General features: G+C 63.8%; 18 protein-coding genes and 1 pseudogene. 10 read left to right on the forward strand and 9 right to left on the reverse strand.

Features of this window, described 5'->3' with window-relative positions:
• Window positions 1-232 precede the first annotated feature (232 nt).
• The 4 genes from OU11_RS06835 (at window position 233) to OU11_RS06850 (ending at window position 4,250) form a co-directional block, all read left to right on the forward strand.
• Window positions 233-1,753 (forward strand): aggregation-promoting factor C-terminal-like domain-containing protein, encoded by a 1,521-nt coding sequence (locus tag OU11_RS06835; protein ID WP_033515533.1) that lies wholly within the window; start codon window positions 233-235, stop codon window positions 1,751-1,753.
• Window positions 1,754-1,779: 26 nt separating this feature from the next.
• Window positions 1,780-2,658: a 16S rRNA (adenine(1518)-N(6)/adenine(1519)-N(6))-dimethyltransferase RsmA gene (gene rsmA / locus OU11_RS06840; RefSeq protein ID WP_033515535.1), complete on the forward strand. Its 879-nt coding sequence runs from the start codon at window positions 1,780-1,782 to the stop codon at window positions 2,656-2,658.
• On the forward strand, window positions 2,655-3,557 hold the full coding sequence (locus tag OU11_RS06845) for a 4-(cytidine 5'-diphospho)-2-C-methyl-D-erythritol kinase (RefSeq protein WP_033515537.1): 903 nt from the start codon (window positions 2,655-2,657) through the stop codon (window positions 3,555-3,557). The genes rsmA and OU11_RS06845 overlap by 4 nt, the downstream gene beginning before the upstream one ends.
• A 63-nt stretch (window positions 3,558-3,620) precedes the next feature.
• A complete protein-coding gene (locus OU11_RS06850) occupies window positions 3,621-4,250 on the forward strand; it encodes a LytR C-terminal domain-containing protein (protein ID WP_033515539.1) in 630 nt (209 codons plus the stop codon).
• A 10-nt stretch (window positions 4,251-4,260) separates the two neighbouring features.
• Here OU11_RS06850 and OU11_RS06855 read toward each other — a convergent pair whose 3' ends face one another.
• Entirely contained in the window at window positions 4,261-5,673 is a 1,413-nt protein-coding gene (locus tag OU11_RS06855) for a CCA tRNA nucleotidyltransferase (protein WP_033515540.1), read from the reverse strand.
• A gap of 138 nt (window positions 5,674-5,811) precedes the next feature.
• On the opposite strand from OU11_RS06855, the gene OU11_RS06860 reads away from it, so the two are divergent.
• From OU11_RS06860 to trxB, 5 genes are all read left to right on the forward strand, one after another.
• A complete protein-coding gene (locus tag OU11_RS06860; RefSeq protein WP_033515541.1) occupies window positions 5,812-6,462 on the forward strand; it encodes an NUDIX hydrolase in 651 nt (216 codons plus the stop codon).
• A gap of 2 nt (window positions 6,463-6,464) precedes the next feature.
• A complete protein-coding gene (locus tag OU11_RS06865) occupies window positions 6,465-8,600 on the forward strand; it encodes a DUF6049 family protein (RefSeq protein WP_152597110.1) in 2,136 nt (711 codons plus the stop codon).
• Complete coding sequence (murJ, locus tag OU11_RS06870) at window positions 8,597-10,441, forward strand: murein biosynthesis integral membrane protein MurJ (protein WP_081963506.1); 1,845 nt, start codon at window positions 8,597-8,599, stop codon at window positions 10,439-10,441. Before OU11_RS06865 ends, murJ begins: the two co-directional genes overlap by 4 nt.
• Window positions 10,442-10,479: 38 nt before the next feature.
• Window positions 10,480-12,558 (forward strand): protein kinase family protein, encoded by a 2,079-nt coding sequence (locus OU11_RS06875; RefSeq protein ID WP_033515543.1) that lies wholly within the window; start codon window positions 10,480-10,482, stop codon window positions 12,556-12,558.
• A gap of 100 nt (window positions 12,559-12,658) precedes the next feature.
• On the forward strand, window positions 12,659-13,597 hold the full coding sequence (trxB, locus tag OU11_RS06880; RefSeq protein WP_033515545.1) for a thioredoxin-disulfide reductase: 939 nt from the start codon (window positions 12,659-12,661) through the stop codon (window positions 13,595-13,597).
• Between the two features lie 138 nt (window positions 13,598-13,735).
• On the opposite strand, the gene OU11_RS06885 is transcribed toward trxB, so the two are convergent.
• From OU11_RS06885 to rpmH, 8 genes are all read right to left on the reverse strand, one after another.
• Complete coding sequence (locus tag OU11_RS06885) at window positions 13,736-15,064, reverse strand: ParB/RepB/Spo0J family partition protein (protein WP_033515547.1); 1,329 nt, start codon at window positions 15,062-15,064, stop codon at window positions 13,736-13,738.
• Window position 15,065: 1 nt separating this feature from the next.
• Entirely contained in the window at window positions 15,066-16,022 is a 957-nt protein-coding gene (locus OU11_RS06890; RefSeq protein WP_033515549.1) for a ParA family protein, read from the reverse strand.
• A gap of 235 nt (window positions 16,023-16,257) precedes the next feature.
• Window positions 16,258-16,944 (reverse strand): 16S rRNA (guanine(527)-N(7))-methyltransferase RsmG, encoded by a 687-nt coding sequence (rsmG, locus tag OU11_RS06895; protein ID WP_033515550.1) that lies wholly within the window; start codon window positions 16,942-16,944, stop codon window positions 16,258-16,260.
• A gap of 94 nt (window positions 16,945-17,038) precedes the next feature.
• On the reverse strand, window positions 17,039-17,551 hold the full coding sequence (locus OU11_RS06900; protein WP_033515551.1) for a Jag family protein: 513 nt from the start codon (window positions 17,549-17,551) through the stop codon (window positions 17,039-17,041).
• A 110-nt stretch (window positions 17,552-17,661) separates the two neighbouring features.
• Complete coding sequence (yidC, locus tag OU11_RS06905) at window positions 17,662-18,672, reverse strand: membrane protein insertase YidC (RefSeq protein WP_033515552.1); 1,011 nt, start codon at window positions 18,670-18,672, stop codon at window positions 17,662-17,664.
• Complete coding sequence (yidD, locus tag OU11_RS06910) at window positions 18,669-18,965, reverse strand: membrane protein insertion efficiency factor YidD (RefSeq protein WP_081963510.1); 297 nt, start codon at window positions 18,963-18,965, stop codon at window positions 18,669-18,671. The genes yidC and yidD overlap by 4 nt, the downstream gene beginning before the upstream one ends.
• Before the next feature lie 20 nt (window positions 18,966-18,985).
• Window positions 18,986-19,345, reverse strand: a complete 360-nt coding sequence (gene rnpA, locus OU11_RS06915; protein WP_033515556.1) for a ribonuclease P protein component — start codon at window positions 19,343-19,345, stop codon at window positions 18,986-18,988.
• 20 nt (window positions 19,346-19,365) lie between these two features.
• Window positions 19,366-19,500, reverse strand: a complete 135-nt coding sequence (rpmH, locus tag OU11_RS06920; protein ID WP_007054596.1) for a 50S ribosomal protein L34 — start codon at window positions 19,498-19,500, stop codon at window positions 19,366-19,368.
• Window positions 19,501-19,820: 320 nt separating this feature from the next.
• Here rpmH and OU11_RS08865 point away from each other — a divergent pair.
• A pseudogene (locus OU11_RS08865) lies at window positions 19,821-20,325 on the forward strand (chromosomal replication initiator protein DnaA); the annotation flags it as partial.

A 20,325-nucleotide genomic window follows, 5' to 3' on the forward strand; every position in this document is an offset into this window, starting at 1 on the left:
GTAAGTGATCCAGAGGCCTTCCCCCCCCAACTATAGGCTTCTGGGACCGGACAGAGCGTCCCCCAACCAGCTCTCTCCGGTATAAGGGGGCGGGAACATCCCCTTCTCTCCCGCCCCCTTTTTCTTTTCCCTCCCTCCATTTGTGGTGAAATGGACCATGTACCGCCATTCTCCGACGCGCGGGTGCGTCGGACGATACAATGCACCGAGAGTGGTCGACAGGAGGAGCACCATGGCAAGACGATGGACGCCGCAACGGTTCGTGACCTTGCGCCGCATCCGTGTGGCGGCCTGCGCCGCGGCGGTGGTCATCGCCTCCACAGCCACCTTCGCGCTGACCTCCCGCAAATCGATCGCCTTGGATGTCAACGGGGAGACCACCACGGTGGTCACCTACGCCATGACCGTGGACCGGCTGCTCAAGGACCAGGGCATCGACGTCAAGACGCATGACCAGGTCATCGCCTCATCCGGGGCGCAGCTGCGCGACCGCGACGTGATCACCGTCCGCAGCGCCTACCAGACCACCATCACCATCGACGGTCAGGAGGTGCCCTTCTGGACCGTGGCCACCAGCGCCGAACAGCTGCTGGAGTTCTTCGAGGCCAACGAGCATGAGGCGGCGCGGATCACCGTCGATATCGGCAATGTGTACAACCGGCTGACCGGCGGACTGGTCATCAATGCCGATGGCCCGGTGACCGTCATCGCCGACGGCGCCAGCTCCGTGGCTCCCGACGGCAATCTTCCCGCGGCCTCGATCCTGGACGCCAAAGGCATCGTGCTGAACAAGGAGGACCGCGTCAGCGTCGAGAAGAACGGCGACGAAACGATTCTGCGCGTCCGGCGGGTCACGCACGGGGAGCAGACCCGGACCGAATCGGTGCCGTTCTCCACCCAGACCGTCATCGACCCCGCCCTGGACCCCGGCCAGACCGTCATCCGGCAGGAGGGCGTGAACGGGGAGATCCGACGCGTGTACGACGTCACCTACGTCGACGGGGAGCCGGAGAGCGAAACGCTGCTGTCCGAGACGACCGTCACCATCGCGATCGACCGCATCGTCGCCGTCGGTCCCGAGACCATGCAATCCCCCGACGACACCTCCAACGGACAGGCCGATTCCGGCAGCAACCCGCAAGCGCAGCCGGACAATGAGCAGGCCACGGCACCGGACGACGACGCGACGGACGACGACGCCGAAACAGACGACGGGAACGGCGACGGCGCAGGAGATGCGTCCCAGCCCTCCGACAACGGTACGGCCGAATCCCCGGAATCGGACGGCGACACCCAGGCCACACCGCCCGATTCCGGCACGGACAACAGCGGGAACACCGGCAACACGGGCACCGGCAACACCGACAACGGCAGTACCGGAGGCAACACCGGAAACAGCAACACCGGCGGCGCCACGGGCGACGGCGGCGCCACGCAGGGACGCCTCTGGCACCCGACCGTGGCCCAGGCCCAGACCTATGCGGCCGGCGCCGCCGCGCAGTACGGGTGGACCGGCGCCGAGTGGGACGCGCTGATCTGGCTGTGGAACCATGAATCCGGCTGGCTCTGGTACGCCGACAACCCCTGGTCGGACGCCTACGGCATCCCGCAGGCCCTGCCCGGCTCCAAGATGGGGCCCGGCTGGCAGGACGACGGCGCCGTGCAGATCGACTGGGGCCTGAGCTACATCGCCCAGTGCTACGGCAGCCCGACGCAGGCCGTCGCATTCTGGCAGCAACACAACTGGTACTGACCATCACGAACACGGTAACGAGGATCATGACAACACACACTCCGACACCATCCGACGGCAAACTGCTCGGCGCGGCCGACATCCGCCGCATCGCCGACGAGGCCGGCGTCAGCCCGACGAAGAAGTTCGGACAGAACTTCGTCATCGACCCGGGAACGGTGCGTCGCATCGTCAGGGAGGCCGGCGTCAAAGCCGGCGATCGGGTCCTGGAGGTCGGCCCCGGACTGGGATCGCTGACGCTGGCGATCCTGGAGACGGGCGCGACGGTGACCGCGGTGGAGATCGACCCACCGCTGGCCGAACGACTGCCCCGCACCGTGGCGGAGTTCATGCCGGCGGCCGCGGAACGGCTCACCGTCATCACCAGCGACGCCTTGGCACTCACCCCCGATATGCTCGCCACCGGTGATGACCGGCTGACACTGGTGGCCAATCTGCCGTACAACGTGGCCACGCCGATCATCCTCACCCTGCTGGAGCGGTTCGAACGACTCGACTCGTTCCTGGTCATGGTGCAGAAGGAGGTCGCCGACCGTCTGGCGGCCGGCCCCGGCAGCAAGATCTACGGCACGCCCAGCGTCAAGCTGGCCTGGTACGGCACGTCCGAACGCGCCGGGGTCATCGGGCGGAACGTGTTCTGGCCGGCGCCGAACGTCGATTCCGCACTGGTGCGTTTCTCCCGGTACGCCGAGCCGCGGTTCCCCGGGGTGGACCGGACGCGCGTGTTCGCCCTGATCGACGCCGCGTTCGGGCAACGCCGCAAGACGCTGCACGCCGCGCTCAAGCGATTGGTCCCCGCCGAGGCGTTCGCCGCCGCGGGCATCGACCCCACGCGCCGCGGCGAGACGCTGACCATCGACGAATTCGCCCGACTCGCCCAAGCCACCCAGGAGGTACAGGCATGACCACACAGGAACCGCCGCAGTCCGTCAGCGTGGACTGCCCCGCCAAGACCAACCTCACGTTGCGGGTCGGCGCGCCGCGCGCCGAATGGGGCAACCGTCACGCCCTGGACACCATCTACTGCGCGGTAGGGGTCTACGACACCATCACCGCCACGCGCAAGGCCCCGGGAACCGGCTTCTCCCTGGACCTGACCGGCACGCATCTGGGCGACCTGGCCTCGTCCGGCACCGATATGCGTCGCAACCACGCGGTACTGGCGCTGTTCGCGCTGGCCGAGGCCAGCGGCCATGAGCCCGACGTGGCGTTGAGCATCGACAAGCGCATCCCCGTGGGCGCCGGGCTGGGCGGCGGCTCCGCCGACGCGGCGGCCACGCTACTGGCGTTGAACGCGCTGTGGGAGTTGGACTGGCCGATCGAGCGGCTGCGCACCGTGGCGGCCGGATTGGGCGCGGACATGCCGTTCTGCCTGAGCGGCGGCTATGCGCGGGGCACGGGGTTCGGCGAACTCATCGAGCCGTTGGATGATGCCGCGGCGGCGCGGCTGCGCGCACAGGGCTATGCGGGGACGCTGCTGATCGGCGCCTACCAGGCGGAACTGCGCACGCCGGAGGTCTACGCGACCTTCGACGAACTGGGCGGCGACCCCGGGCACGCCAATGACCTGCAGCGGGCCGCGATCTCCCTGCACCCGCGCAGCGGCGCCGCCGTCGACGCGGCCGAACGCGCCGGGGCGACGCACGCGTTCGTCTCCGGTTCCGGCCCCTCCGTGGTGGCGTTCGTCCCCGACCAGGAGCGGATGCACGCCGTGGTCCAGGCATGGCGCGATGCCGGCGCGGTCGACCGCATCATCGCGGCCGAGGCGCCGGCTGCCCCAAAGGTGCACATCCACACGGCCTAGACCGGCCCTGCGTCAGACGCTGACGATATGGTGGTAGCAATCATTCGTGGAGGATCTTGAGTTATGACACAGCCTTATGACGAGCGGGAGGCCCGCAAGCAGTACATTCGTCATCGCCAGCGCACGGTGTTCACCGCCGTCGGCGCGGCCATGGCCGTCATACTGGTCGTCGCGATGCTGTTCTTCTTCCACGTCTTCGGTCTGGGGCGCGTCGGGGTGCCGGCGCAGGAGCCGAACTACGGCGTCACCGCCCCTTGCGCGCAGGCCGGCGAGGATGGCACCGCCGTCACGGTGAGCGCGCCGTCGGTGACCATCCGCGTGCTCAACGGCACCGAATTCTCCGGATTCGCCCAGGCCGTGGGCAAGGGGCTGGAGAACCGCGGGTTCACGCTGCAGAGCTACTCCACCTATCAGGACGCCAACGGCAACGGCATCAACAACGTCGAACGCACGACGATCTATTTCGGCCGCAACAGCATCAACCAGGCCTATACGCTCAACGACAACTTCACCGACGCGATCATGGTGATGGACGACCGCGAGGATGAACTCATCGACGTGGTGCTGGGCGCCACGTTCAAGAACCTCAAGGATCTGCACGAGGTCTCCGCCCCCGGCTCCCCGATCCAGGACTTCGCCACCTGCCAGCCGGCCGATCAGATGACCGACCTGCCGGCGGCGATCGCGCACTGATTCCGGCCCGTTACAGGGCCGCGTACCAGCGGCGCAGCTCCTCGACGGCCGTGTCGTGGTCCACGGGCCCGTTATCCAGACGGTATTCCAGCATGTGCTTGTAGGCGCGTCCCACCATCGGACCCGGCTGCAGATCCAGCAACGCCATGATCTCGTTGCCGTCGAGATCCGGACGGATCGCGTCGAAATCCTCCTTCTGCTTGAGGTCGCGCACCCGCTGTTCCATCTCGTCCATCGCCGAGGCGAACACCATGGCCTTGCGCCGGTTCTGCGTCGTGGCGTCGGCACGCGTCAGTCGGTTGAGACGCTCATACAGGTGCCCCGCATCCTTGACGTACCGGCGCACCGCGGAATCGGTCCACGGCTCGTCCACATAGCCGTGGAACCGCAGATGCAGGTTCACCAGCTCCGCCACGTCATCCACCACATGGTGGTCGAAGTGCAGGGCCTTCAGCCGCTTGCGCGTCATCTTGGCGCCCACAGCATCATGGTGGTGGAAGCTGACCTTGCCGCCGGCCTCGAACCTGCGGGTCTTCGGCTTGCCGATATCATGCATGAGCGCCGCCAGACGCAGCGTCAGGTCCGGCGCGGGCACCGGCCCGTCCGCTCCGGTCTCCAACGCCACGGCGCGGTCGATGACGATCATCGTGTGCTCGAACACGTCCTTGTGCCGGTGGTGCTCGTCGATTTCCAGCTGCAACGCCGGGATCTCGGGGAACACGATGTCGGCCAGCCCCGATTCCACCAACGCCTCGATGCCCGCACGGGGACGGTCGGACAGCAGCGTCTTGACCAGTTCGTCGCGCACCCGCTCGGCCGACACGATCGAGATGCGCTCGACCATCGCCGTGATCGCCTCGGCGGTCTCCGGCTCGATGCGGAACCCCAGCTGCGCCACGAATCGGATCGCCCGCATCATCCGCAACGGATCGTCATCGAACGACTGCCGCGGGTCGACGGGCGTGCGCAGCACCCCCTTGGCCAAGTCGTTGGCGCCGCCGAACGGGTCCACGAACTCCAGATCGGGCACACGCAGCGCCATCGCGTTCACGGTGAAATCCCGCCGCGACAGATCCCCCTCCAACGTGTCGCCGTAGCTCACCTCCGGCTTGCGCGAATCCGGATCGTACGCGTCGGAACGGTAGGTGGTGACCTCCACCTGCACCTCGGTGCCGTCGTCACGCCGACGCATCGCGCCCAGGGTGCCGAACTTGCGGCCCATATCCCAGAACCCGTCACGGCCCCATCGCCGCAGAATCGGTTCGAACTGCTCCGGGCGGGCCGACGTGCAGAAATCCAGGTCATGCGAACGCCTATGCAGCAGCATGTCGCGCACCGGCCCGCCGACCAACGCCAGCTCATACCCCTCATCGGCGAACATCCGGCCCAAGGCAATGGCTTCCGGCCACACTTCGAAATTCACGCGCACCCTTTCACAGACGACTCTTGCGCATTCCAGCATACCGTCACCCGGCCACGCCGCAGGCCCACGGCGGAGACAACCATCGCGCAACCGACACCATTACCCCACCTGCACATAGATTTGAGTAAGGTGGAAACCATGATTACGCCCGCAGACCTTGCACGCATGCTCGCGCATGCTGCGGGCAAGCATACCCAAAACCCGCTGGAACCGGACACGCTGCTGTACACTTCGCAGTCTCCGCGGCAGCCCGAACCCGAGCCGAGCGCACCGCCCGCGCCCACGCCGGCCATGATGCCGCCGCGCCGTAGCGGGGATGGTCCCACCACGTTCGCATCGCTGGACGCCCAGGAGCTGCCCGTGGTCCGCGAGTATTCCGCAGGTGGCCTGGTGTTCGACGAACGTGGCCGGGTGGCCATCATCGCCCGGCATTCGCGCAGCGGGCATCTGGAATGGTGCCTGCCGAAGGGCCATATCGAGAAAGGCGAGACCCCGCAGCAGACCGCCGTGCGCGAGGTGCACGAGGAGACGGGCATCCTGGGTGAGGTCGTCGAATCGATCGCGACCATCGATTACTGGTTCACCGGCACCAACCAGCGTGTCCATAAGCTGGTCCATCATTTCGCGTTGCGCCGGATCAGCGGCGAGCTCACCGTCGAAGGCGATCCCGACCATGAGGCCGAGGATGCGATCTGGGTGGACTTCGACGATCTCGACGATGTGCTGAGCTATCCGAACGAACGCAAGATCGCATGGCTGTACGCCAAAAAACGCAATAGGCAGGAATAACCGTGATCCCTTCCCCCGCCCGCTCCGGAATACGATTACGAGGCCGTATCGCCGCATGGCTGTCGGCCGTCGTGATGGCGTGCGCCATCTGGTTCGCCTGTCCCACGGCGGCGGCTGCGGAAGGCGACGTGACGCTCGACGTCACCGATGTCACCGCCGTGGTGACCGCCGATTCCGGATACCGGCTGGCGCTGTCCATCGTGAACAACACCGATCAAACGTTGCAGTCCGGTACGGTGACGCTTTTCACCGACACGCGCTACACGTTCGTCTCACGCAACGACATCCAGCAATGGGCGCAGGGCGAGGTCGGCATCCCCACGCCGCAGGAGCTGGCGCACACACAGACGCCGGCGGTGGCCCCCGGTGACACGGCCGCCGTCACCATCGACGTGGCGGCGGATAGCGAAACCCTGTCATCCATCACCGATTGGGGCCCCAAACCGGTATATGTCCGGCTCCAGGCCGGGCATACGACGGCCGACCTGCGCACCTTCCTGACCCGGTCGTCGGACGGACTGTCCGGTACGCGGACGCCGGCGATGGACGTGACCGTGGTCATGCCGCTGACCAGCGACGACTGGCAGGTGGACGAGGACGCCCTGGACCGCCTGCTGCACGACGGCAGCGGCACCGACGACATCCCGCTTGAGCTGACGGAGGAAGGCGAGGCGGATGCCAAGCAATGGGTCCAGCTGTCCAACCTTCATCCCCAACTGCAGCTCATCTCCGACCCGACCTACCTCGAAGCCATGGCGATGCCCGCCCGCAGCGCCGCCATCATGCAGCCCGCCGCGTTCGACATCACGGCTTACGCCGCGCAGGATCCGGAACGGATCGCCGCGGCCGGCATCGAGGATGACCTGTGGAGCGCGGACGCCGGACTCGCCCATTACCGGCGGGCGCTGGGCGACGACCAGGCGACCGGGACCGCCATCGCCTGGCAGGGCGCGGGCGAGTGGACCATGTCCGCCTTGGAGACGGCCAAACGTCAAGGGTATGACACGGTCGTCGCCACTAGCGGCTTCACCGAGACCTTCTCGGGAACGGTGCATACGGACACCCATGTCGTCACCACGGACGCCGGCGATGTCACGGTGCTGTCCGCCCAACCCGTATTGAGCGCCCTGGCCAGCGGCGAGGCCACCAACGATGCGGCGACGGCGGAACGTACCTCGGCCGGCAGACTGGCCCGGTTCGTCGCCCAAAGCGCCTTCTACCAGATGGAGCAGCCATACGCCACGCGCAACCTGCTCGTCGTCATCGATCCGACCGCCGACGCCGCGGCCGCCGACGCATTGCTGTCTGCCATCGAACAATCGCCGTGGCTGAACATGACCGATCTGGACACGCTGCTCCAGGCCGATCCGTACGCCACCGGGCAGGAGGCGTCCTGGGCGGTCCCCGAACGCGACGGCCTCAGCCAGGAGCAGCAGGACGGCATCACCCAGACGCTCGATGCCGCCGCCCAAACCGAAGCCCTCATCACCCGGTTCCAGGAAGCGGTCCTGGACGACGCATCGTCCACAGCCACGTCCGCCGAAGAGGATACGCAGGCGCTGGCGCGGCAGGACGCGGACGACGTCATGAAACGGCCGGCGGATTCCTCGGACTGGGCCGATGCACTGCGCGACACCAGCCGACGTCTCACCCTGCACGCGCTCTCCGGCAACGCCGCGGTCCGCGACCGCATGACCGCCGGCGTGCGGACGATAGCCGACGGGCTCAACACCGCGGTGTCCATCACCCCCATGGAGACCTTGAACGTGGTCAGCGAGACCGCCAACATGCCGGTCACCGTCAGCAACACGCTCCCCTACCCGGTGCGTGTCCGCATCTCAGCCACCACCGATTCGATGACCATCGTCACCTCGCGGTTCGCCGACCTCACCGTGCCGCCCACCGGCGAGGAGCAGACCACACTCGCCGTGCGCGTCTCCACCTCCGGGTCGACGACGGCGCACCTGACCTTATTGGACCGTGACGGCACCGTCTTCGGCGCATCGCAGTCCACCACCATCACCAGCGCGCTGCAGCTGAGCGACATGAGCGGGTTCCTCATCATCGTATTCGCCGTCCTGCTCGGCATCGTCGGCCTGTGGCGCCAATTCCACCGTGTAAAGGATCCTGACGAATGAGTTCTTCTGTCGGACGCAATTCACTGATCATGGCCTCCGGCACCGCGGCCTCGCGCGTGACCGGGCAGGTCCGCACCATCCTGTTGGCCGCGGCGATGGGCACCACGGGCATGGCCGCCAACGCCTACCAGGCCGGTTCGATGATCCCCCAGGTCATGTTCACCCTGGTTTCCGGCGGCATCTTCAACGCGGTTCTGGTGCCGCAGATCGTCCGCACGCTGAACAACAAGAACGCCGAGGAGCAGCTGAACAAGCTCATCACGGTCGCCATCACCCTGCTGCTGGCCGTCACCCTGCTCATGGCGTCGGCCACGCCGCTGCTCACCGCCCTGTATGTGGACGGCGGCACGGACATGATGGCGTTGACCAACGCCTTCACGCTGTGGTGCATGCCGCAGATCTTCTTCTACGGTCTGTACACCGTCATCGGGCAGGTGCTGGCCGCCACGGACCACTTCGGCACCTACGCGTGGAGCTCTGTGGGCGCCAACATCATCAGCTGCCTGGGATTCACCGCGTTCATCCTGCTGTTCGGACGCGCGGACCAGCAGCCCGTCGACTTCTGGACGACCGGCAAGATCGCACTGACCGCGGGCGCGTGGACCGCCGGCGTGGCATTCCAGGCGCTGATCCTCTTCGTGCCGCTGGCCCGTACGGGCATCCGGTACCGTCCGCGGTGGGGGCTGCGCGGCATCGGTCTGCGCTCGATGGGGCCCGTCGCCGCCTGGAGCATCGGCGTGGTGGTCATCAATCAGCTGGCGAACATCATCAACACCCGCATCACCACCAGCGCGCCGGAGATCGCCGAGACGCAGTGGGGCATCAGCCAGTTCGACGTGGCGGGCAACGCCTCGTACCAGAACGCCTACACCCTGTTCATGCTGCCGTACTCCCTGATCGCGGTGTCCGTGTCCACGGCCATGTTCCCGCAGATCTCCAAGGCCCTGGCGGAGCAGGACATCGACGACGCGCGCCACCAGCTGAGCGCCACGCTGCGCAACGTAGGCGTGCTCATGTTCTTCTTCTCCGCCGCGTTCCTGGTGTTCCCCACCCCCATCACGCTGGCGCTGCTGCCCTCCGTCAGCGTCAAGGAGGCGCTGCTGATCGCCGGACCGCTGATGGGTCTGGGCGTCGGACTGCCGCTGACCTCCGCCTACCTGATCATTCAGCGCACATTCTACGCGTTCGAGGATGGTCTGCATCCGTTCCTGTTCGCCCTTGCGGCCTCCGGCGTCCAGGTGCTCACGGTCTTCGGCGCCACGTTCCTGCTGGCGCCGCAACGGTGGGCGGCCGTGCTGGGTGCGTCGATCTCGATCGGCAATATCGTATGCTTCCCGCTGCTGCTGTGGATGCTGCGCCGCAGGTTCCAGGGACGTCTCGACGGCCGCAGGCTGGCGCGTTCCTACGGCAAGGACCTGATCGCCGCCGCGGCGGCCGTCGCTGTGGGATTATGCCTGTGCCGCCCGGCCTGCGATCTGGTCGGGGCTCGGATCGATGCCGAGCAGGGGGTGATGAACTGGCCACAGGCCCTGGCCGTCTGCGTGATGATGACCGTGGTCGTCGCATTCGTCTACGTCGGTGCCCTCCGACTGATGCGCTCCGAGGAACTGCAGGCGGCGATCGGCATGGTCACGTCCCGTCTGGGCGGGCGGCGGAGTGCCGGCCCGGCATCCCCGAACGCCTCCAATGACGCCGGTGACGTGGCTTCCTCCGCGATACATACCGAAAAGGGGCATAGCGGCCAACCGACCCCTCCGGACTCGACCAGCCCCACCGATACAATGGCAACAGCGTCGCAGGTAGCGTCGCGTCAGTGTGCCCGGGAGTCGAAGAAAGCATGAAACCTCAGTTGGGAGATACCATTATTCACCGTTATGTCTTGGTGTCGCCGTTACGTGAGGCACCGGGCATCCAGGTATGGAAGGCCAACGACCAGGTCCTGGATCGGTACTGCCAACTGTTCATCGTCACCGACGCCTCCGCCGTGGAGGAGGTCAACGGCGCCGCGTCGCTGCTGGTGACGGCGCCGGAGCACCGGTGCACGCCGATTCTGCACATCCATCATCCCGAAGACGGCGCTGTGATCGTGGTCACCGAATTCGACCCTGGCGTGTGCCTGACCGATTATCTCGACGATCCCGACCACGGCACCGTGGGATATGACGCGATCCGTTCCATCGTGGGCGATACGGCGTACACCGCACAGCATCTGTTGGAAAACGGCGTCGAGCACCACGCCTTGGGCACCGATACCATCCGCGTGTCCGCTGACGGTATCCAATTCGCGGACACCCCGGTCAGCGTCATGTATCAGGACATGGATGCCGATATCGCCGATCGATCCGTCGAGGAGCGTCTGGTCTACCAGGTGGCGTCCGTGCTGTACCGTCTGCTGACGCATACCCCGTACACCGGTGCCACCGACGCGCTCGACGCGCTGCCCGAGGATACGCCGTACGAATTCCGCCTGATCTGCGCCCGCGGCCTGCGCATCGGCGATCAGGAGCCGCTGGTCTCCCTGCGTGAGCTGATGGCGTTGTTGGGATCGTGGGTCACGGTGCCTGAACTTGGCGACCGTTTCTCGTTCCCCACGCAGCAGGGCAGGGCGTCCATAGAGTTGGCCGAATTCCGAACAGTCGCCGACGATCAGCTGATTGACGACTCGGATATTGTGTCCGATCGCGCCGCGCATGATGACACTCCCGCCGCCGAAACGCTCCCCGATAATGACGCGTCGGCGACGGACGAATCCGATGAGAGCGAACCGGCTGAGACCTCTTCCCCGCGTGCCATCTCACGTATGGCGGGAATCGCTGCCGCCGGTGCGGCCGCCGGCAGCACGTTGAAGAACCTGTGGGACAAGGGCAAGGAACTGCTCGACGAAGGCATCGATTCCGGACATCACGACGAGACCGCGGCCGACCCCTTCACCTCCTATCCCGCGGTCCCCGCCGTCGATCCCGACAGCAAACTCACCGTGCCTATCGATGTTTCCGCCGTGCGTGATCGGGAGCCGGTCAATCCGTTCGAGGAGACCAGCCGCATCCCGATTATCAACGCGGACGGCACCGTGGCATCGAACGCTTCGGATCAGGCCCTGGAACAGGAGCAGTCGGTTCCGGACGGCTCCGTGCCGCCCAGTTTCACACCCAAGCAGGTCGTGCGCGCCGAGGATCTCGACAATGACGATGTCGCCGATGCCACGCTGTTCGGCCGCTTCACCACCAAGACCGTGGCCATCGTAGCTGCGGCCGTGCTGCTGGTTGTGGCGTTGCTCGCCACCATGCATGCGCTTTCCAGCAATTCCGATCCGCTGCTGCAGCAGGAAAGCGGCCAGGCATGGCCTGAGTTCGATCCCAACGTCGTGCCGTTCGGCGACGAAGGCGACGATGACCAGTCCGAGGACGGCGACCAGCAAGGTGACGATTCCAACCCCGCCGAAGATCAGCAGGGCGACCAGTCCGATGAATCGAAGGACGACCAGTCTGACGAAGGCGACAAGTCCGACGACGAGTCCAAGCCCGCCGAAGACGGCCAGCAGAACAAGGATGACGCCAAGCAAGAGGAAGAGGAGCGCAAGGTCGTCACCGACGATAAGCAGGTCTCCGCGATGCCCGAGCCCCGTCACGAGAACAATACCGCGTTCAATATCGAATCGCGGTACTTCATCGACGCGCCCGGTCAGAACGGCTATGGATACGCCATCCACCTGTCCGAGCCGCAGGATGTCTATCGCATGACGATCACCATCCGCACCTCCGGCGGCAAGGGCTATATCCGGGCCAACACCGCCGACCCGACCAACGGCGAGCAGATCGCCGAGTTCTCCTTCGCGGAAGGCGGCACCACTGAGGTCAAGTTCGACAAGCTGATCAACACCCAGGATCTGCTGCTGTGGGTGCCGATCGAGGATCTGCCTCAGGGGCAGCTGTACATCGACAACATCGAGGTGTTCTGATCACCGATCTCTGATCGCTGATTTCGCCGTGGGCGCGTGTTCCGTGCCCACGGCGAAATCATTCCCGTCCACGTCATCGGCCATCAGGTAAGGTGGTCGCATGAGTGAAATACTGGATGCAATCATCATCGGTTCCGGTCCTGCCGGATACACGGCGGCCATCTATCTGGGACGCGCCGGATTCAACCCCACCATCATCGCGGGCGCGCTGACCCCGGGAGGTCAGCTGGTCAACACCTCGGAGGTTGAGAACTTCCCGGGATTCCCCGACGGCATTCTCGGCCCCGACCTTATGGACGCGATGCAGCGGCAAGCCGAGCGCTTCGGTGCCACGATCATCTGGGATGATGTCGTTTCGGTCGATCTTCAGGGCCCGGTCAAAACCGTCGTGTGCGACCAGGGCCAACGGCTCCAGGCACGTACGGTGATTCTCGCCACTGGTTCCCAGGTCAGGAAACTCGGGGTGCCCGGCGAGCAGGAATACTCCGGCCGCGGTGTCTCCTACTGCGCGACCTGCGATGGCTTCTTCTTCCGCGGCAAGCCCATCGTCGTCATCGGAGGAGGCGATAGCGCCTTCGAGGAGGCGCTGTTCCTGACGCGGTTCGGTTCCTCGGTCACCCTGATCCATCGACGCTCCGAATTCCGGGCCTCGGCCATCATGGTGGAGCGAGCGAAAGCGAACAGCGCCATCTCCTTCGTACTGGATGCCGAGGTCGAACGCATCAATGGTTCCGCCAATTCCGGCGCCGAATCGGTGACGGTCCGGCATAAGGACAGCGGGGAGCTCACCGAGGTTCCCGCCAACGGTGTGTTCGTGGCCATCGGACACTCCCCCGCCACCGCATTCCTGAACCACGCCGTCGATATGGACGGCGATGGCTATATCCTGGTCGATGGCGCATCAACCCGCACATCGGTTCCCGGCGTGTTCGCCGCAGGGGATGCCGTCGATCGCGTCTACCGTCAGGCCATCTCCGCCGCCGGCATGGGATGCCGCGCGGCCCTTGACGCCCAGGCGTATCTCAACGACAACCAGTGACCGTTCCGTATGCGACAACAGGCTCTGTCGCCGCCGTTTGAGCCGCACCCGATTGTTGCGCTGAAGCGATCAGCGAACAATTCCAGAAGTGGCGCAACGGCGGTGGCAGAGCCTGTTGCGTCATGAGTGCGTAATAGGTCAGACCCATCCCTCGTCATGCTTGTCATCGGCCTTCGCCTGTTCCGGAATCAGCAGCTTCATGATCCGGTCCATATCCTCAGGCGAGGAGAACACGATCTCGATGCGCCCGTGCTGCGGGGTGCCCTTGATGGACACTTTGGTCTCGAACCGATCCTCCAACGACTGCTGCGCCGGTGAACCTGCCCACGGGTTCGCCGTATTCGCACGACGACGCTTCTGCTGCGGTGCCGCAGCCAGTTGCATCGACACGATCTCTTCCGTGCTGCGCACGGACAGCCCTTCCGCGATAATGCGCGTCGCCAATTGATCCATCGCCTGTTCGTCGGGCAGCGCCAGCAGCGCACGCGCATGGCCTGCCGACAACACGCCGGAGGCCACCTTCTTCTGCACCGTCGCCGGAAGATTGAGCAGACGCAGCGTATTGGCGATCTGAGGACGCGATTTTGAGACAGCTTTCGACAATGACTGCTGGGTCAACCCGAATTCGTCGATCATCTGCTGGTACGCCGCCGCCTCTTCAAGTGGATTGAGCGCCACGCGGTGCAGGTTCTCCAGCAATGCGTCTCGCAACATATCGTCGTCGGCGGTCGTCTTGACGATGGCGGGAATCTCCTTCAACCCGGCCATCTTGGTGGCTCGCCAACGACGTTCGCCCATGACCAGTTCATAGTGGCCCTCGGCGCTCTTCCTCACCACAATGGGTTGCAGCACACCGACTTCACGAATTGAATCGGAAAGTTCACGCAGCTCGTCTTCATCGAAGATGGTCCTCGGCTGGTGGGCATTCGGCTTGATCTTGTCCACGCCGAGTTCCGCCAGATATCCACCGTTCACCGGGCGCAGGGTCTCCCCTTCGTCGTTCTCTTCATGCCCTGTTTCACGTGAAACGGACTGTCGCTCTGCTTTGCTGGTTTCACGTGAAACACCATCGGCCGAAGGGCTCTCGGTTTCACGTGAAACACCGGCGTGTGCGTCCGAGGCATCAACGGATGTACCACGTCCCTTCGGCGCAGATACGGTGGTGCCGAAGAACAAATCACTGGGATGCGCCATCGAATCCAACGCCGGGATCGACGCCCGCTTCGTGGGGGATTTTCGCCCGGAACGGTGTTCCTGTGCGGACGGTTGACGACCTGAGCTCTCAGACGTCTGCTGCTGCTCACGAAGTGAATCGGTGACGGCGGAGACTTTGGCCGCCAGGGAATCGACGTTCGGCGACGTCGTTGGATTGGTGGAGACGTCCGCGACGGACTGGTCGGACTGCTCCCCCGGCAGCGCGGGGAACAACGCCCCCAGTCCCTTACCCAAACGAGACTTGCTGGCCATATCAGTGCTCCCCTCTTCTGGATTCGATGGCCTTCAGTACCATCGGTGAACGTCGAGCGATCTCCAACGCAGCTTCGCCGTAGGAAATGGCACCCATACCATGGGCATCATAGCTGACCACGCTTTGGTTGAAACTCGGAGCCTCGGAAATCTTGACCGTACGGGGAATGGTGGTGCCCAGCACGATATTCGGATAGTGATTCCGCACCTCCTCGAAAACCTCGCGGCTCAGCAGCGTTCGCCGGTCGAACATCGTCACCAACATGGTGGAAACGATCAACGAGGGGTTATAGTGCTCCTGGACGAGACCGATGGTGTGAATCAACTGTCCGAGACCTTCCAACGCATAATACTCGGCCTGAATGGGAATCAGCATCTCGGTCACGGCGCACATCGCGTTGATGACCAGCAATCCCAGACTGGGAGGGCAATCGATCAGAACATAGTCCGCATCATGCTCATCCAGATACGCGTCCAATGCACGGCGCAGCAAATCGGTCCGATTCGGCATATCGGCGACTTCAAGTTCGGCGCCGCTCAGATCGATGGAGGCCGGCACCACCTTCAAACCATCGAAATCAGGGCATGGCCTCATCACCTCGGCTATGGTCATACGACCTTCCAAAACGTCGTACACCGAGGGAGCACCTGAGGCATGCGGCACCCCCAACGCGGTCGAGGCATTGCCCTGAGGGTCCATGTCGATGACCAACACCTGAGCGCCATGCTGGGCCAATGCCGCCGCGATATTCACCGTGGTGGTCGTCTTGCCCACACCGCCCTTCTGATTCGCGACCGCGATACGACGGGTACGCTCAGGTTTCGGGAACGTGGCATCGTGCAGGGCACGGTACCGGCTGCCTGCATCCGCGATTTCAGCGCCCAACGGTGAAGCACTATCAGCGAAAATGCGTTTGATGGTGTCAGCGGCTGACTCTATTCCTTGTTGCCCGGCCATGCCTTGCCCTCCTCTGTAGTTACGCACATACCAGTCTCATCGTTCACATGGACAAGCGTAACGATTTTCCATCGATGTGAATAACGGTGGATGCGGTGTGGATAACATGTGGATAACTCAGCGCCAGATACCCCGCAATACACCGACAAAACCTTGATATATCAACGTTTCAAGCTATCCACACAGTTATCCACATGCTTGTGGATAACTGTGGATAACCTGACTCATTCACGCTTCACCGTCGTTCGACGACGGCCACATGCGTAGGCTCCAGACCGGGGCCGACTTCAGCCTCGAATACCTGCGTCCGGAATCCTCCATAGGTGCGGATCGCTGCGCCGGCCTTATCCAGTTCGGCCTGCACGGACCGTCCCTTCAAGGCCACCAGATGACCGTGCGGACGGAGCAACGGCAACGTCCAACCGGCAAGTTTCGTCATCGGCGCCACGGCACGACAGGTCACCACATCGAATGGTTTGATGCCGGATTTCCGCGATTTGACCTGTGCAATCAATTCCTCGGCACGGGCGCGAATGATATCAACGTTGTCCAATTCCATTTCTTTCACGCATTCCCGCAGCCACTCCACACGCCGCTCCATCGGTTCCACCAACGAGAACCGGTACTCGGGCAGACATGCCGCCGCCACCAGTCCGGGGAATCCACCACCGCTACCGATATCGGCCACCCTCGAGCGTTCCGCCGGAGCGAAACGTCGGATGTACGGCACAATCGCCGCGGAGTTCAGGATATGCCGTTCCCACAGGATGGAGACATCCCGTGGACCGATAAGACCACGAGGCTCACCCTCGCGGAGAAGTTTCACGTGAAACTTCTCCAGTGCCGGCAATGCATCGCCAAGCACCTCGGCAAGCATCGGGGATCCATCCAATACGTCATTTGCGACATGTTCCTCAGCCATGGCTCCATCCTATCCTGAAACGCAATGATGGAGGGCCTTATCGGCACCTCCATCATTCAATCAAATGTTGAGACAAAACAAATTCACATAGTGGCTACTGTTCGTCGTCGGCGTTGGCCTTGAGATACACCGTCACGTAGCGGTGCGGCTCTTCACCGTGCGAGCGGGACTTCAGACCCTCCTCACGCACGACATCGTGAATGACCTTCCGCTCGAACGAGTTCATCGGCTTAAGGCTCAGCGGTTCACCGGTCTCGCGCACCTCGTCGACGGCATCCAGCGCGATGTCACGCAGATGCTGACGCTTACGCTTCAGATAGCCATCGACATCGACGATGAGATGGGAACGCTCACCGGTCTTCTGCTGCACGGCAAGACGGGTCAGCTGCTGCAGGGCGTCCACGACCTCGCCGTGGCGGCCGATCATATGCTTGATGTCGGTATCGTCGTCGGCGACGATCTGCACCATCGGGCGATTATTGCGTACACCGAGTTCGATGTCGCCTTCATAATCGACGATGTCGAGCAGCCCTTCAAGGTAGTCGGCGGCGATATCCGCCTCCTCGTTGAGCTGATCGATGGTCTTCTCATCGTCATCATGCGCCATGGTCTGTACTCCTTATGTGAGGGGTTATTACTTCAAGTCTAGGTTCCGGGCCGCCGTCGCCCGGGAAAAAGACGCGTCCCCGCCATGATTCGGGCAGGGACGCATCCACGTCATTTCTTCTTGCGCTTCTTGCGCTGGGGCTGCTGACGCTGGTAGCCCTCGGTCTCGCGCCGTTCGGCCTGTTCCTTGGCCTTGACCAGCTCCTCCTCCTCGAGGGACATCTGACCGGCCTTGGCGCGGCGGGCGTTCTCATGGTCGTGGTCGCGGATCTTCTTGCGTTCCGCCGCGGGCGATCCGGGCGTCGGGAAGTTGTAGATCTGCCACATCGAACGCAGGAGGTTGCAGATGTTGTTCGTCAGCCAGTAGACCAGCACGGCGAACGGCATCGCGATGCCGGAGAAGATGTACATGATCGGGAACACCCACAGCATCATCTTCTGCATCATGGCGGCCTGGCCGACCATGGCCTCCTGGTTCATGTTGCGCTTCATGCTGTTGAACTGCATGAACCACATGCACGCGCACATCAACGCCACGAAGACGCCGATGACGATCTTGCCGGCGGAATCCGCGGTCGTGAAGTTGTCGGTCACGCTCACGCCGAACACCGTGGTCTGGGAGAACTCCGCGGCCGTCGCCTGGTCGAAGGCGCCCAGCGCCGCACGCTTGCCGTCCGCAATGTACGGGATGGCCGACAGCACATAGAACATGCACATGAACACAGGGCCCTGGATGAGCATCGGCAGGCAGGACCCGGCGGGATTGGCGTCGTTGTCCTGGTACAGCTTCATCATCTCGCGGCTCAGCGCTTCCTTGCTGGCCTGGTCGGTTTTGCCCTTGTACTTGTTCTGGATGTGCTGCATCTTGGGCTGAAGCGCCTGCATCTTGCGCATCGACTTCATCTGGCGGTAGTACAGCGGGAAGATGCACGCATGCACCACCAGCACCAGGAAGACGATGGACAGCACCCACGAAAAACCGACAGGCGACATGCCGATGAGCTTGAGGAACTCGTGGAACAGGTTCATCACCTGCGTCATGAGCCACTCGACCGGCGTCAGGATCTTATACAGCCACCCGAAGAAACTGGTGTCGAGCAGAAATTCGTTCGAAGTATTCATGATTGGGCCTTCTCCTTATCGTCCCAGGCCAACGGCGTCAACCGCGGCTCCTCGTGAGCCTTGGACCAAGCACATCGGTAGAACAGGGAATAACGTTGCGGCACGTCGTCGATTCCGCCTCGGCTCCACGGACGGCACCTGAGCAGGCGCAGCGCCGCCAGAATCCCCCCGCGCAACGCACCGAACCGTTCGATCGCCTCGATGGCGTACCGCGAGCACGTCGGATAGTACTTGCAACACGGCGGTGTATTGGCGGAGATATGGCGTTGGTACCAGCGGATGCAACGGATCATCGCCCCGCCGACGGCGCCGGTCATGGACGTCCCGCCTTGCGGGCCACCGCATGGAACAGCTTCCGGGTCTGTTCGTCAAGCGAGGCGAATGAGGCATGAGCGGCGCTGGGCTTGGCGCGCAACACCACGTCACAGGAGGTCGGCAATGTGTCCTGATACCGTTCGGCGAGCACACGGAACCGACGTTTGACGGTGTTCCGCACCACGGCGTTGCCCACGGCCTTCGACACGGCCAGACCCAGACGACGGGATCCCGTCGCGGTTGCGTTATCCGAAACATCGTCGCGTACCCGATAGTGCGCGACGATGTCGGAATCCGAAACCCTGCGGCGGCATTTCAGCACCGCGACGAATTCGCGATGGCTTCTCAGCCGCTCCACGATGCCCTGTGCCGTTGGAATCAGGCGGAGAGGGACTTGCGGCCCTTGGCGCGGCGACGGTTGATGACGGCGCGGCCGGAACGGGTACGCATGCGCAGGCGGAAGCCGTGCTTCATGTGACGACGGCGGTTGTTCGGTTGGAATGTCCTCTTCATATAATGCTCCCGGTGTTTTCAGCCACGCCAAGGCGCGGCTCCTCATGAGTCAAGCTCTACTAACGTACTCTGACCCCTACCCCAAGTCAACACGAGCGGGACACGCGGCGATGTCCCCCGTTGCGCACATCAGGGTGAACCATTGGAATCTGGCGGCAGATGGCGGTCGAGTTATCCACAAATTACATCAATGTTATTCACATTCCAGTTATTTCAACACGCAAGGATGTGGATAACTTCGAGCAGTCGGAGTAAAAATTGACTGTATTTGTTTGCACACAGCGTATCGCCGCGATCGGAAAGGGGTCACATTGGCAGATATGGCGCTCTCCCCCGCGGCGGCCCAAGCGGCCGACATCTGGTCGGACGCGCTGGTCATCCTCCGGCATAGCAGCTCCCTCAGCGCCCGCGAGAAGGGATGGCTGGAGGACGTCGTCCCCGAAGCGGTCTACGGCACCACCATCGTCCTGTGCGTCAGCAACAGCGAAGCGCAGCAGACGCTGCAGACCGCGATGAACGAGCCGATCACCAACGCGCTGCGCATCGCCTCCGGACAGGATATGTTCCCCGCGTTCAAGATCGTCCAGACGACGAACGAGACGCCGGAGGAGCCACGTCCCGAACCTCGTGAGCGTCAGACCGCCAAACAGCCCGCGAATCACGCCTCCCATGGACATGACATGGCCGCCGATCCCTATGCCGGCATGACCTCGGTGCAGGGACAGCTGCCGATTCCGACCATGATCCCGTCGCAGTCGTTCCAAAACGGCGAACGCACCCCGGCGCTGGATCCCGAGACGCATCTGAACAAGAACGCGACGTTCG

This window comes from Bifidobacterium pullorum DSM 20433, from assembly GCF_000771405.1.
Classification (GTDB): Bacteria; Actinomycetota; Actinomycetes; order Actinomycetales; family Bifidobacteriaceae; genus Bifidobacterium; species Bifidobacterium pullorum.

Coding starts and splice junctions, on each gene's coding strand:
- rpmH (WP_007054596.1), bottom strand. CDS start 19,500: ATGAAGAGGACATTCCAACCGAACAACCGCCGTCGTCACATGAAGCAC.
- rsmA (WP_033515535.1), top strand. CDS start 1,780: ATGACAACACACACTCCGACACCATCCGACGGCAAACTGCTCGGCGCG.
- yidC (WP_033515552.1), bottom strand. CDS start 18,672: ATGAATACTTCGAACGAATTTCTGCTCGACACCAGTTTCTTCGGGTGG.
- trxB (WP_033515545.1), top strand. CDS start 12,659: ATGAGTGAAATACTGGATGCAATCATCATCGGTTCCGGTCCTGCCGGA.
- OU11_RS06885 (WP_033515547.1), bottom strand. CDS start 15,064: ATGGCCAGCAAGTCTCGTTTGGGTAAGGGACTGGGGGCGTTGTTCCCC.
- OU11_RS06835 (WP_033515533.1), top strand. CDS start 233: ATGGCAAGACGATGGACGCCGCAACGGTTCGTGACCTTGCGCCGCATC.
- OU11_RS06850 (WP_033515539.1), top strand. CDS start 3,621: ATGACACAGCCTTATGACGAGCGGGAGGCCCGCAAGCAGTACATTCGT.
- rsmG (WP_033515550.1), bottom strand. CDS start 16,944: ATGGCTGAGGAACATGTCGCAAATGACGTATTGGATGGATCCCCGATG.
- OU11_RS06860 (WP_033515541.1), top strand. CDS start 5,812: ATGATTACGCCCGCAGACCTTGCACGCATGCTCGCGCATGCTGCGGGC.
- murJ (WP_081963506.1), top strand. CDS start 8,597: ATGAGTTCTTCTGTCGGACGCAATTCACTGATCATGGCCTCCGGCACC.
- OU11_RS06900 (WP_033515551.1), bottom strand. CDS start 17,551: ATGGCGCATGATGACGATGAGAAGACCATCGATCAGCTCAACGAGGAG.
- OU11_RS06890 (WP_033515549.1), bottom strand. CDS start 16,022: ATGGCCGGGCAACAAGGAATAGAGTCAGCCGCTGACACCATCAAACGC.
- yidD (WP_081963510.1), bottom strand. CDS start 18,965: ATGATCCGTTGCATCCGCTGGTACCAACGCCATATCTCCGCCAATACA.
- OU11_RS06845 (WP_033515537.1), top strand. CDS start 2,655: ATGACCACACAGGAACCGCCGCAGTCCGTCAGCGTGGACTGCCCCGCC.